The 11,935-nt window shown below is 62.7% G+C and carries 16 protein-coding genes; 4 read left to right on the forward strand and 12 right to left on the reverse strand.

What is annotated here, in order from left to right; genetic code table 11:
• Nucleotides 1-139 precede the first annotated feature (139 nt).
• On the reverse strand, nt 140-373 hold the full coding sequence (locus tag Q0817_RS19215) for a hypothetical protein (RefSeq protein WP_298591845.1): 234 nt from the start codon (nt 371-373) through the stop codon (nt 140-142).
• 1,010 nt (nt 374-1,383) lie between these two features.
• Between Q0817_RS19215 and Q0817_RS19220 the strand changes: the two genes are divergently transcribed.
• From Q0817_RS19220 to Q0817_RS19235, 4 genes are all read left to right on the forward strand, one after another.
• A complete protein-coding gene (locus Q0817_RS19220; RefSeq protein WP_298591848.1) occupies nt 1,384-1,767 on the forward strand; it encodes a hypothetical protein in 384 nt (127 codons plus the stop codon).
• 146 nt (nt 1,768-1,913) lie between these two features.
• Nucleotides 1,914-3,061, forward strand: a protein-coding gene (locus tag Q0817_RS19225; protein ID WP_298591851.1) for an IS3 family transposase whose coding sequence is annotated in 2 segments (ribosomal slippage) — nt 1,914-2,181 and nt 2,181-3,061 — 1,149 coding nt in all. Because the reading frame shifts where the segments join, the coding sequence is not laid out codon by codon here.
• 501 nt (nt 3,062-3,562) lie between these two features.
• Nucleotides 3,563-4,345, forward strand: a complete 783-nt coding sequence (locus tag Q0817_RS19230) for a hypothetical protein (protein WP_298591854.1) — start codon at nt 3,563-3,565, stop codon at nt 4,343-4,345.
• Nucleotide 4,346: 1 nt separating this feature from the next.
• The gene (locus tag Q0817_RS19235; protein ID WP_298591857.1) at nt 4,347-4,928 is read left to right on the forward strand and encodes a hypothetical protein; all 582 of its coding nucleotides are present in this window, start codon (nt 4,347-4,349) and stop codon (nt 4,926-4,928) included.
• A gap of 137 nt (nt 4,929-5,065) precedes the next feature.
• Here the strand turns inward: Q0817_RS19235 and Q0817_RS19240 are convergent, their stop codons facing one another.
• The 11 genes from Q0817_RS19240 to Q0817_RS20125 form a co-directional block, all read right to left on the reverse strand.
• Complete coding sequence (locus Q0817_RS19240) at nt 5,066-5,998, reverse strand: hypothetical protein (protein WP_298591860.1); 933 nt, start codon at nt 5,996-5,998, stop codon at nt 5,066-5,068.
• Nucleotides 5,991-6,749, reverse strand: coding sequence for a DNA methyltransferase (locus tag Q0817_RS19245; protein ID WP_298591863.1), 759 nt, complete (start codon nt 6,747-6,749; stop codon nt 5,991-5,993). Before Q0817_RS19245 ends, Q0817_RS19240 begins: the two co-directional genes overlap by 8 nt.
• A gap of 551 nt (nt 6,750-7,300) precedes the next feature.
• The gene (locus Q0817_RS19250) at nt 7,301-7,441 is read right to left on the reverse strand and encodes a hypothetical protein (protein WP_298591866.1); all 141 of its coding nucleotides are present in this window, start codon (nt 7,439-7,441) and stop codon (nt 7,301-7,303) included.
• Between the two features lie 22 nt (nt 7,442-7,463).
• Nucleotides 7,464-7,883: a hypothetical protein gene (locus Q0817_RS19255; protein ID WP_298591868.1), complete on the reverse strand. Its 420-nt coding sequence runs from the start codon at nt 7,881-7,883 to the stop codon at nt 7,464-7,466.
• Nucleotides 7,884-7,918: 35 nt separating this feature from the next.
• A complete protein-coding gene (locus Q0817_RS19260; protein WP_298591871.1) occupies nt 7,919-8,146 on the reverse strand; it encodes a hypothetical protein in 228 nt (75 codons plus the stop codon).
• Between the two features lie 85 nt (nt 8,147-8,231).
• On the reverse strand, nt 8,232-8,573 hold the full coding sequence (locus Q0817_RS19265) for a hypothetical protein (RefSeq protein ID WP_298591873.1): 342 nt from the start codon (nt 8,571-8,573) through the stop codon (nt 8,232-8,234).
• A gap of 130 nt (nt 8,574-8,703) precedes the next feature.
• Nucleotides 8,704-8,961: a glutaredoxin domain-containing protein gene (locus Q0817_RS19270; RefSeq protein ID WP_047802774.1), complete on the reverse strand. Its 258-nt coding sequence runs from the start codon at nt 8,959-8,961 to the stop codon at nt 8,704-8,706.
• Between the two features lie 77 nt (nt 8,962-9,038).
• Complete coding sequence (locus Q0817_RS19275) at nt 9,039-9,932, reverse strand: ArdC-like ssDNA-binding domain-containing protein (protein ID WP_298591883.1); 894 nt, start codon at nt 9,930-9,932, stop codon at nt 9,039-9,041.
• A gap of 510 nt (nt 9,933-10,442) precedes the next feature.
• Complete coding sequence (locus Q0817_RS19280) at nt 10,443-10,805, reverse strand: hypothetical protein (protein WP_298591885.1); 363 nt, start codon at nt 10,803-10,805, stop codon at nt 10,443-10,445.
• A gap of 11 nt (nt 10,806-10,816) precedes the next feature.
• Nucleotides 10,817-11,608: a ParA family protein gene (locus Q0817_RS19285; protein WP_298591887.1), complete on the reverse strand. Its 792-nt coding sequence runs from the start codon at nt 11,606-11,608 to the stop codon at nt 10,817-10,819.
• A gap of 151 nt (nt 11,609-11,759) precedes the next feature.
• Nucleotides 11,760-11,864: a DUF4113 domain-containing protein gene (locus Q0817_RS20125; RefSeq protein WP_366139896.1), complete on the reverse strand. Its 105-nt coding sequence runs from the start codon at nt 11,862-11,864 to the stop codon at nt 11,760-11,762.
• Nucleotides 11,865-11,935 lie beyond the last annotated feature (71 nt).

Genomic DNA, 11,935 nt, shown 5'->3' on the forward strand with positions numbered 1-11,935 from the left:
GCCCGAGACTGACTGCCCCGCCCCAAAGCGGTCATTTAGCTCTGTCAGAACACCGCCAGTTATCACTGCGGTTCACATGCGGGAGCAAAAAAGTCGGACGAGACGTCTCGCATCCCTTGGGATGTAAGACCGGCTCAATTCAGAGTCCCGGGGCATCCTGGCCGCGGACTATGTCCAGGCTGGCTTCCCGTGCCCAGGCGTTCCACTGCTCAGCCGCACGGACGGCGTCCTCCCGGCGCCAGTAGAAACCGTCCAGGGACAAGACGATTTCCCACCCGCCGGTGCCGTCGGCGTTCGGTTGGGTCTGGACCGCCCGCAATGTGTGCGGGATCGGCCCCTTGGCAAGGAAATCGGCGGCAGCGTCGGAGCTCATGGGTCCACCGTAGGACAGGTCACTAAACGCACGAGGATCGGGACAACCATGACTTCTGCACTGTTCCGCAACCGTGTGCTGGCAGGTTGAACGCCCTCAACCGTCAGTGACAGTCGATTCTTACAACCCCCGCGCAGTACACCCGTGACAGCCCGCTCGCACGCTTGGAGCTGCCCCTTCTCCCTTGTGCAAAAAGATCGCTATTTCACATGTGGTGTTGGGCACGAAAGCTGGCAGAAGCACCCGCGGACACCCTGGATCCGCCACGATGGGTACTGACGGATCAACCGTCCACGGCCCACGAAAGGCGACACCGCCATGACCTCCACCGACAACGCAGGACCCATCCCCCAGCAGATTGCCTCACTCGGGGAACTGGTGGTCGGCGATCATGTCGAAGCGTGGGTGGGATCGGTGTCGCACTGCTCGGGGACCGTGGAGACCATTGCCGCTGATCTAGGAGTCCTGTGGATTCGCGAGGACCGGATAGGCGCCCGCCGGCTACTCGATATCCGCGAACACCACATACATCACCGCAGCCCCCACCCCACCGGATCTAGCCTCAGAATTGGGGACAACATGAAAAGTGACCTTCCTGCTCCCGGACGATACTGTTGATGCATCACGAAGGGTGACCAGCCGGGGGGCTGGGACGCTCGACGTGGATCATGCTCAAGCGAGCAGCCGGGGGGCTGAACCGCCGGGCATCGATCAGATGACCGCCGCCCTGGTGGGTAGAGGACCTGTGATCTTCAGGTCAGTCGTCGGGGGGCGACTCTTCTTCCCCACCAGGGGCGGCGGTCCATCACTTCCCTGACGCACCAACCCCGACCTTGCGCGGGCGCTCTGGAACAACCCTCATGCTCTCCTGCGGTAGACGCGGTGGCCATCACCAACGGGGCCCACGATCACTGCCGGGACGGCAGGAGTATCAGCGGGGACTGCCCAGCACCACCATGAGGCCCCCTGAGGTGAGCGGAGCCCATCGCCTAGAGGTGGAGGAGGATCTCGTGAACCAGCCCAACACCGACCTCACCCAAACAGGATCGATCCTGGCTCCACCTGCCCGCGCGGCCATCTTCACAGCACTGCGCCCGGCGCTGGAAGCCCTATTCGTCGATGCCGGCAACGATTCGCAACTCAGCGCAGAGGCCCGCCGCATCCTGCGGGCCCTGGTCCGCACCCGACCCGAGAACACACTGGCCCTGGCCGATCTCGCCGCCCGCGGGTCCACCCCCAAAACCCGTGTCCCGGCCGCCCTCCACGAACTGGAGGCCCACGGTTACCTCCACCGCCTCACCAATATCGCTCCACACCTCACGACAGCGCTCCCCACGCCAACCCCGGCAGTGCCCGCCGGGACCTCGACGGCGATTACGACGAAATCCAGGTAAAGACGGCTGTCGCCGCCATCACACCTGCTACCTGTACAGCGGAAGCGATCACGTAGAGAACCGCGGCGCCTGACTCAACCGGGACTGCCCCGGGTTTGCTTGACTCCTGACTTGTGAGGATCCGTCCTCACGGTGAGGATGATCCCGTGCCCAAGCCCTACCCCGAGGAGTTCCGCCGCGACGTGGTGGCGGTGGCCCGCAAGCATGAGGCTCCGCTGTCCCAGATCGCCCGCGACTTCGGGATCTCAGAAGCCACCCTGCACAACTGGCTGCGCAAGGCCGACGTCGACGACGGCGTCCGCCCCGGCGTCACCACGGCCGAGGCAGAGGAGCTACGGGCGCTGAAGCGGCGCAACCGGCTGCTCGAGCAGGAGAACGAGATCCTGCGCCGGGCTGCGGCGTTCTTCGCTCGGGAGCTGCCCCCAAAATGATGTTTCCGCTGGTCCTCGACCTGGCCGCCGACGGGATTCCCGTCGCGGTGACCTGCCGGATACTGGGCTTCTCCAAGCAGGCCTTCTACCAGTGGAAGGCCAACCCCGTCACCGATCGCGACTGGGATGATGCGCACCTGGTCGACGCCGCGATGGCCATCCACGCCGACGACCCGGCCTTTGGCTACCGCTTCATTGCCGACGAATTGCCCGACCACGGCATCCATGCCGGGGAGAACCGCGTGCAGCGTCTGTGCTCGGCCCAGCGGCTCTTCAGCGTCCACTCCAAGAAGCGCGGGCTCAACCGCAAACCCGGTCCACCGGTGCACGACGACCTGGTGGAGCGCGACTTCACCGCCACCGCCGCGAACCAACTGTGGCTCACGGATCTGACGGAGCATCGCACCGATGAGGGCAAGCTCTACCTCTGCGCGATCAAGGACGTCTACTCCAACCGGATCGTCGGGTACTCCATCGACTCCCGGATGAAGGCGTCCTTGGCGGTCACGGCTCTGCGGAGCGCGGTGGCCCGCCGCGGGACGGTGGCCGGTTGCGTGGTCCACAGCGACCGCGGTAGTCAATTTCGAGCCCGGAAATTCGTGCACGAGCTGGCCCGTCACGACTTGGTCGGGTCGATGGGCAGGGTCGGGGCGTGCGCGGACAACGCCGCTATGGAGTCGTTCTTCGCCCTGCTGCAGAAGAACGTCCTGGACCGGCAGCGCTGGTCTACCCGGGATGAGCTGCGCCTGGCGATCGTGACCTGGATCGAAAAGTCCTATCACCGCCGGCGCCGGCAACGCCGTCTGGGTCGCCTCACGCCGGTCGAGTTTGAGACCATCAATCACGGCCTCAAAGCCGCCTGAAACCTATCAACCCCGAGAGTCAACGGAAGTCGGGGCAGTCCCACCCGCGTCGCACCAGGCGCAGCTCCGCCGCACGATACCTAGACCCGTAGGCACTTTTGTCGCACAAGTCAGGACGGGACCTCATCGCAACGCACTGGAACCAACAGTAAAGGTGTCGCGCTGAGGCATGCCCCAATGCAACACGGGAGCGTTGAGGCGGTATTCGCTGTAGCCGATGTGGATGCACGCCTGGACGAACACCGTCCGCGCGTCGAACACAGAATTGGATTGCTAGCCTCTAGTAGTCCCAAAATTTTTTCGTGGACACCACAGGATCGACCATAGACTCAATTCATCCCAACGGACGGAGATTACATGGGACGACGCACCCTCACGGCAACTCGCCTTGCTTTCCACCAAAAGCGTGCCCGTAATGCTAATCACTACCCACCAGTAGATTTACTGGGAACGGATTTGATCGATCACTTCGAGTCTTGGTGCGAATCCCTCACTGCGGACATGGCAAAGGACGACAAGCGACAACGGTGGATGAAAGTCACCGATGTCCAGCGGTATGCGTCGCGGGTGGTTGTCGTGGAAGCCGAGGTTGGAGCGTTCGGGGAAGCAGGTGGCCTCGTGAACACGATTACGGGGGAAGCTTCGGGGAGCGTAACGGAGGATGACGCGCCGACCGGACCAGTTCGAGCCGCCCTAATGGTTCCGCCTGAGGGTCTATCCGCGTACATGTTCTTTGAAGAGTCTTCTCGCGGGTCAACCCGTCGACTTCTTGACCTATTTCAAAAATACTTTCGTGAAAGCATGCCTGCAATCACGATGGATACGCTAACAATTGTTGAAGGCGAAACATGGTCCGAGGAAGCCAAACTCAAAGAGGTCGAAGTTCGGGTTCGGCAGAAGTCGCCTGATAGGGCGGACCCCATCGCCGAAGAGCCTGGCTCGATATCCCACATCGCTCGGCCGCCTCGTAGGAAACGCTTTTCCAATCGCATGTACGCCAATTTGAAGAATGATCGAAACCTGGCCGCCACAGTGGTTGGGATCCCACGCCTTCCAAACCAGTCGGAGGTGTATGTGACCATGGAACGTGACGGCCGAACTAAGAAATTCGCTGTTGAGGGAGATCCGGGCGCACCTTCGCTGAGGCTTGTCTTAAACGATGCCGACGAGCCGACAATTGAGATTAAAAAGCTCGTGGATGTCTGCGTGGAACAGGTGTCCGACCTCCTCGAACGTGAGGATGCCATCTGGCATCCCGAGTGGAATAACCCGGAGAGGCAATAAGGTGGGAAAATCCTCACTGCTTGCTATTCCCGCAGATCACTTCGCCACGCTCTACGATAACCGCACTGGCAAGCTCAACCCTTTGGATATTGCCCACCACATCGGCACACCCGCGCTCATAGGCACGGCCTGCTGGTTCTACAAAGTGAATTTGGCCGATGCGACGGGCGCTATCTCGGGAGTATCAATCGTCGCTGGCCTACTGTTCAGCATGGCTGTTTTCCTTTTCCAACTCCGTACAAGCCTTCCAAAAACACCGACAGCAGACGGGTTGGGAAGGTCTTACGATACCAAAAGGACAGAGAGCTTAGCCGAGCAAGCTGGAAACAAGCGCATATCGACCTCTGAACGAGACCTGATTGATGAATGCTTCTCCAACGTGCTGTGGGCGATCCTTATTGGGCTTTTCCTCGCTATCTATCTGATTATCGGCGGCGCAGCAAAGTGGTTCACTCATCCGAACACAGGATCTATATTCACGGGCATCGCAATTGCGATCAGCGCCCATTTTCTCCTCACGATCGCAATGTGCCTCAAGCGCCTCCGACGTGCCTACGAGACCATCGGTTGCGGTATGCCCTGATCGGATATGAGACCCAACCGAATAAGCACATCTAGTTGTGCAGATACTCGTAACACGTAGGTAAGCAGGCACTGTTCGTTTTTATGCGAGCAGTGGACCATTCATGGAACCGGCAGCCCACTCAATTTGGAAGCCTGCTATAGAAGCCCAACGAGCTCATCGAGCTTGGCGAGCAATCGGTCTGCTTTATCGGGTGCTATCTTCCGATCCCGACGTTTCAGTTGCCGTTGGAGCTGGGCGATGATGTCCTCTGCTGAAGCGGTGTCGCTGTTGAGCTTGAGAAAGCTAAACCACGCATCGACAGGGATTCCCAGTACCTCGTGCAGTCTCGTGCGCTCTAAGAAGTCGTCCATGAGGGGCCTGCATCGAGGGAGCCGGCCATAATTGTTGCCGCCGTCATAATCGGGGACGGCGAGGACATGCTCGGCCTTGGTGGGATATGGGGAGGCATTGGGTGGGTGATGAATGGCTCGTGAGTGAGACGCATCCTTGACTTCACGGATGTGCTCCCACCAGTAGTCTCGCCATTCGGCAGCATATCGTGCGCTTTCAATCCACGGTTCAACCACCCGCGCTTCGCCAGCGACCGCGTTGGAAAGGTGCCATGGGACCACGCACACCATGTCATGAGAAGAGCATGCGCCGGGGGTGACCTGATAGCGCAGGCTGGGCACGCCCTCTTTGGCGAACAGAAACCATCCTTTGAGTTCAATGCCGAGAGCGATATCGGGTTTGCCCATATCCCTGCGGACCAGGCGCACATCGGGGAACGCTTGGTTGGACCGCTCGAAACGGTAACCCAACCACTCGTCGTCAGGATCCCAGATTTCACGAAGACGGTTCAGGGTTCGAACTACCTCGACCTCAATGCCAGCCCCCAACAAGGTATTGAGATTGAACAAGTCCGCTGCGTTGATCCCCGAGATAGGACTCTCGAAAGTGAAATATCCGGGCAGAGCAAGGAGAGCACTTTGGACTCGATCCCTTAACACAGTGTGCCTGCCCTTGGGATCGAGGGTGGGCCGAACGGGCGGCGACGGCAGGTTTGAAGCCTGGTGAGTGTCATCCATCAAGAGGCATCGTTTCGTTAGCCGGCTCCAGCTCATCCTTCAGCCGAGCTACTGCCTCGGTGTAGAAGTCGGGAGCGATTTCGGCACTATAGCTGCGTCGTTCGTTTCGGGCTGCTGCCAGGGCGCCGGTGCAGAGTCCGCCGAAAGGTTCCCAGATGACGTCACCAGGGTCGCTTGTGCTCAGCACGTTGCGCTCCATGAGCGAAAGAGGCTTCTGGTTCGTGTGGAGGGCTTTCGTGCGGCCCTTTTTCAGCCGCTCTGTGCCTCGGACGGCGTTCTCCCGCCACACGTTTGTGACTCCGTGCGCGTGATGCCACTTTGCGCGCATACGCGACCACTGCTCAGCCGTCAGCGGGGTGGTGCCATCCAGACTAAAGTACGGGCGCGTTGTCGGTGCGCCGTGCTCCTCGGCATACCGCGCCAGCATGTCCATCATGGGGGCAGGCGGGAAATACCAGAGATGATCCTGAGTGAAGTACTTGCGGGTAGCGGCATTGCGCACACCGCACGCTTCGTTGGTCTTGTAGAGGGGCAACCCGGAACGTAGCCATTCTGCACGGAGCCATTGCCGCATAGATAAGGGCTCCCCTTCCTCATTCTCAAACTCGACTCGACGGACGTATCGAGCACAGACCTCGGTAACGATTGGGAATCCCCGGATGGTCTGGCCGTTTACATTGCCGGCGACATGGGCGACGCCCTTGTCCCAGATATTGAGTCCTTTGTACTCCCAGCCGTGCAGATCGAGCACAGGGTGCACCATTGCCCACCCAACCTCCGTGCCCCAAAACCACAGTGTGGTTTCCGGCAGAGCGCGCTGGGACCACTCGGCTACGTGAGGGGCATACCAAGCGGGAAGCTCGCGCGGGGTGTGAGGGTCGCCAGGGAAGCCGCCGACGCCGTACGGACCATCAGCGATGATGGTTGTGGGCGAGGGCCAGTCGGCGTAACGAGTCAGGGCGTTGCCGAGGTCCACGGTGGCGAGGCCGATAGTCTCCGTCTGCACTGGGGCTCGCACAGCTACTGTCGCTCCCGTTGGAGGCGTAGCGGACTCAGTGTCTGCCGCCATGCGGAGGTGGGATGCACGTTTCGAGGTCACGCTGAATACCGTACCAATGCGCTAGCGCTGGTCTCCGGCGTTTGCCGAGGTCAGACGTATGGGTGTCGCTCCGATCACAGGAAGATCCTGCACGCTCAAACACAAACGAACGGCCAGGCCCACGCGACCGATACGCGGATGCTTGGGAGCGAGTCGGAAACGGGCCAAGGGTTCACGGATGACATCGCTCCTTCCTCCCCGTGTCAGTTCTCGCGGCGGACGTGCAGAAGGACGTACCCCTCGGGGATGGTGTCCAGCAGTTTCTCGCGGGCATCGGTGTAGTCCGTGCCTTCTGCTTCGATTTCTTGGGTGGCGTCGGGACGAATGGTGCCGATGATCTTCATACGCGTGTCCTCGTGCGGGCTTTTAGTTATGGGCGGTGAACTGGGTGGCTTCGACGGCTTGGAGGTGCAGCCGATCGGCGGTGGCCGCCGCTTGGCGGGCGGGGTCTCCGTCGTCGGGGTCCTCGTGTTCTTGGGTGGCTTCTTCTGCGGCGTGCATCTGGTCGTCGTGGTAGCCGGCCAGGGCCTCGGTGAGCAGATGGTATGTGCTCGGCTCCAGGGTGATGCTGACGTGGCCGGCACTATGGGCGGCTTCGATGGTGCGGCGCAGCTCCTCGGCGTGCAGGACCTCGTGCAGCAGGGTCATGCGGTCCTCGGTGGTGGGGGCGAACTGTGCTTGACGGGTGAGGAGCTCCTGATGGGCCGCGTGCTGCTCTAGGGCCTCGGTCAGCACCTCGTAGGTGGTGGAGTCCAGCTGATACGTGAGAGTGGGCTCGATGCTCATGGTGTTCCCTTCGACGGGCGTGGCCCCGCTAGGAGTCAGGGGCGGGGCGTTCGGATGATGAGCTGGGAGACGCGCTGCTGGCCGATCCCCAGTAGTGCGGCGATCGCTTTCTGGCTCATGCCGTTCCTGCTCAGGGCCGTGACGGCTTCTCGGGCGTCCTGGGCCGCTTCTTCGGTGAGCTTGCGCGCCTGTTCGGCTTTGTCCTGAGACTGCTTCCAGCTGTTCAGGGCGGCGGCTTGGGCGTCGGTGAGTTCTTGGCTCATTCAGGAGGTCCTTTCGGGAGGGCGCGGGAGCCGGCGGGGTCGGTAATCCCAGCGTAGGCCGGGGTCGGACCCTGGCCGGTTGGGTCTAGGCCGGGGTGATGTAGAGAACGACGTCGGCGGAGTGGGTGTCGTCGGCGGCCACGAGCACGGTCCAGCGGGCCGGCCCGAGGTGGCCGGTGTGGATTGTCCAGGTGGTGCCCACGCTCAGCCGGTGGTGTTTGCTGATTAGCGCCTCCAGGGTGGCGCTGAGGGCTTCCATGACTGCCGCGGTGCCTTGGGTGGGCTTCTGGTGGTCGGAGAGGGCACATGCGCGGTCGTGGGCGTCTGCGGCCATGACGACGCGGAACCCTGGACGCACTCCGGCAGCTTGGGCCGCTGCGGTGACCTCGACCGGGGCGCATGTGGCGGGGGTGTAGGTGATGGACATGGCAGGGGTCCTTTCTGGGGGCTGGGGTGGCCTCGGGTGCCGGCGGGTGGGGGCGTGTATCCCGGAGGGATGCTGCTGCCGGCGACGGGAGGGGCGGTCCGCTGGTGCTGGCGGGCCGCCCCTCTGGTGTTCAGGTGCTCAGCGTCCGGGCCAGGCCCATCAGCTTGTCGGGGCGGTATCCGCTCCAGTGGTCCACCACGGCGCCGTGGTCGTCCTCGATCACAGTCACCGGGGCGCGTTGGTGGCCAAGGTTTTTCACGTAGTCCAGGGACGCCGGGACGGTGGCCAGGCTGACCGGCGCGTAGGGGATGCGCTTACGGTCCATCGCTTGGGCGGCAGCGGTGCAGTCGGTGCAGTGGGGGGCGGTGTAGAGGGTCACGGTAGCCATCGGGGGCCTCCTGCTCGGTGGTAGGGGGAAAGTGCCGGGGGAGGGCGGGGGCCCTCCCCCGGCACGGGGTCGGATGCTCAGGTGGTGGGCTCGGTCTCCTCGTCGGCCTCGATGGGGTCCAGGGCTTCGGTGAGGGTGTGCGTAGCGCGCAGGACGTTTGCGGCGGTGGCCTTGATGGTCTCGGGGTCGGTCTTGCTCCACCCGGCGACGTAGCCCACGGAGTAGGCGGCGGTGTCCAGGCCGAAAATTCCGGCGACGATGTAGGCCACGGACTCGGCCTCGGTCTCCTTGATGCCACGGTGGGCGATGTATTCGGCGTGGTCCTCATCGGCGTGCAGGAGGACGTGTGCGGCCTCGTGGATCGCGGTCTTGGCGGCCTGGGCGTCGGAAACGTTGGCCTCCACGACGACGCGGCGGGTGCCGTCGGTGGTGGTGTAGCCGTTGGTCTCCCCCGGGATGGGCTCGCGGGTGACGGTCCAGCCGATGCCCTCCAGGTAGGCGGCGGTGCGGGCGTACAGGTCAGCGTCGTCGGCACCCTCCAGGCGGCGGGCCGGGTGAGCCGGGGCCGCCACACCTTCAATGGGGTCGGTCTGGGAAATGTCGAACACGGAGAGGATCGGGAAAATGGTGATCTTCTTCTCCTCGTCCTCTCCGGTCTGCTCGTTCTTCTCGGTGACCTTCTTGGAGCTGTAGCCAAAAATCTTGATGGACTTCTCACCCTTGCGCACCTGGCGGCCCTTGGCCTGCCACTGGCGGAAGCCGGCGACCTGGGTCGCGTGCGGGCACTGGGCGGTGATCAGCAGGACGTTGTTGATGCTGAAATTGTGGAAGCTGGCGGCGTAGTCCAGGAACTTCTGCCACTCCCCCGAGGTCGCCAGAGCCTCGACCTGGTTGGTCAGCTTCTCGTGCAGAGCCTTTGCCTCGGCCTGGCGCTGTTCGGCGGTCTTGCGGGTCTTGGTCTTGGTGGTCATTGGTTTTCCCTTTCCTTGGTGGCCTTTCTTATAGTTCTATACTAGTCCCCCCGCGTAAATGTGGCAAGTCTTTTTCCTGGTTTTACTGGTATTTTGGTGGCGCGCGGCCGGTATTTATTTGACTTTTAGGCGCGGGGCGCCCCGCGCCCCAGGGTGCGCGCTGGGGGCCCCTTTGGCGCCTTGGGACGGGGGTGTGCTGGGTGTGGGCCCTGAGCCTTTTCGGGGGTCTCCACGCGCCGCCAGTAGCTCGGTACGCGGCCCCGGCCGGGCAGCTCATCCCGTCGCCTGTCCTTGGAAGAAAGAACCCGGCCCACTGCCGCTGGTGCAGCCGGAGAACCGTAGGCCGGCGACCATGGGAAACTTCCCGATGCCCTTTCGGTGGCGGCCGCGAATGGACGAAGGCCGACCCGTGGCCACTCGGGTCGGCCTTCGTTTAGGTCTCTCTTATGTGTCATCGTGCCTTTGTGACAAATAGGCACAGTGACATATAGGCATGATGACGCAAGTTGCTCACTGACTGCGTGGACGTCCTGGGCTGAGCACTCCGGGTCCGGTGAACTCCTCGACGTCGTACTTGGTGTGCAGGTCATCGAGGGAAGTGGCGAGCAGTCCGGTGATCCAGTCGGACCAGGAAATGCCGGGGCCGGCGTCGACGACGTAGGCCCGTTTCAGCTCGGTGAGCAGAGGTTTCGGCGCTGTCACCCGGAGACGGTCGCGCTGCTCGGCGGTTGCTGTGGACTGCGGCGGCGTTTCGGGTTGGGGTGCAGGTTCCGGCGTCGGCACGGGCGCCTGCTGCTGCGGTGCCGTGGGCGCGATAGGGTCCGCACCGCTGCGACGGCGCCGGGAGGCTTTGGGGGCGTGCTGGGTCGGCATCGGTAAATCTCCTAGGCGGTGAGGGTCCGGTAGTGACGGTCATAGAGCTCTGCGATCGGCTTGGCGTCAGCACCCATTTGACTCAGGGACACTCCGGCTTGAATGGCCCGGCTGATAATGACGCGCTGCGGCACCGGAGGGTCCAGCACTAGGTCCCCGAATTGTTCGGCCAGGGATAGCCTCCAGTGCCGGTCTTCAATGACGTTGGATCGCCATTTATTGACCAGCACCGCAGAAAGTGTCACGGGCACGTGGTAATGCTGGCGGACCCGGGCCACGCTTTCCTCGATTTCCACGAGTGCATCAGCAGAGAAAAGGGTGGGCTCGGTAACGGCCAGGACCCGATCGGCGGCTGCCAGTGCAGCCAGGGTGAGGGCTCCGATATTGGGCGGGCAGTCGATGAGCACGACGTCATATCCGGCGGTGACCTCGCTGGCCTGAATGGCCTCGTGCAGCAGTTTCACCCTGGCGGGGGTGCGCGGATTCTGGGTGAGGTCCCGTTCGACGGCAGCAAGATCCCGATCCACGGTGGGAGCCAGGTCGAGCCCGGACCATGCGGTGGACACGATGACGTCGGCAAGTGGAACGGGCCCGTCTTCGGTGAGCACGTCGGCGGTGATGGGCTGGCCTTCGGGTATCTCCTGGTCATAGAGAGTCCGTGTGAGGTTGCCCTGGGGGTCTAGGTCGATAGCGAGGACTCGGGCGCCGGCACGGCTGCCGGCGTGGGCGAGGTTGGCGGTAGTCGTTGTCTTACCGACTCCACCCTTTTGCTGAGCTACTGCGATGGTGAGCGGAGGAGCCACGCCAGAGCCACCTTTCCAGTTGTGCCTTTATGACCTATAGGCATGGTGCCTATGTGCCCTTTCCCTTCCCACCTTATGTCATCGTGCCTTTATGGCATATAGGCACGGGGGTACGGACCGTATCCACGGTGGCGCGGTCGGTCATGGGTGCTCAGCTGACCGTGCGCAGCTCTGCCCAGTCGGTGGTGTAGCTAGGAGAAAGGTCGGCCTGCCGATTGCGCCACGGGGCAGGGGAGTCGGTCCCGAGTCGGGTCAAGCCCCCTGGAGTGGTGTAGCGATCCTTCGTGTGGGGGTCAGGCTGTGAGGGCGGTCAGGGGGTCGGTGGTC

The sequence above is a fragment of the uncultured Kocuria sp. genome, from assembly GCF_947500125.1.
GTDB lineage: Bacteria > Actinomycetota > Actinomycetes > Actinomycetales > Micrococcaceae > Kocuria.

Excerpts from the sequence above, each read along its gene's own strand:
- Q0817_RS19215 (WP_298591845.1), bottom strand. The coding sequence starts at position 373 with ATGAGCTCCGACGCTGCCGCCGATTTCCTTGCCAAGGGGCCGATCCCG.
- Q0817_RS19230 (WP_298591854.1), top strand. The coding sequence starts at position 3,563 with ATGGCAAAGGACGACAAGCGACAACGGTGGATGAAAGTCACCGATGTC.
- Q0817_RS19240 (WP_298591860.1), bottom strand. The coding sequence starts at position 5,998 with ATGGATGACACTCACCAGGCTTCAAACCTGCCGTCGCCGCCCGTTCGG.
- Q0817_RS19250 (WP_298591866.1), bottom strand. The coding sequence starts at position 7,441 with ATGAAGATCATCGGCACCATTCGTCCCGACGCCACCCAAGAAATCGAA.
- Q0817_RS19255 (WP_298591868.1), bottom strand. The coding sequence starts at position 7,883 with ATGAGCATCGAGCCCACTCTCACGTATCAGCTGGACTCCACCACCTAC.
- Q0817_RS19260 (WP_298591871.1), bottom strand. The coding sequence starts at position 8,146 with ATGAGCCAAGAACTCACCGACGCCCAAGCCGCCGCCCTGAACAGCTGG.
- Q0817_RS19265 (WP_298591873.1), bottom strand. The coding sequence starts at position 8,573 with ATGTCCATCACCTACACCCCCGCCACATGCGCCCCGGTCGAGGTCACC.
- Q0817_RS19270 (WP_047802774.1), bottom strand. The coding sequence starts at position 8,961 with ATGGCTACCGTGACCCTCTACACCGCCCCCCACTGCACCGACTGCACC.
- Q0817_RS19275 (WP_298591883.1), bottom strand. The coding sequence starts at position 9,932 with ATGACCACCAAGACCAAGACCCGCAAGACCGCCGAACAGCGCCAGGCC.
- Q0817_RS19280 (WP_298591885.1), bottom strand. The coding sequence starts at position 10,805 with ATGCCGACCCAGCACGCCCCCAAAGCCTCCCGGCGCCGTCGCAGCGGT.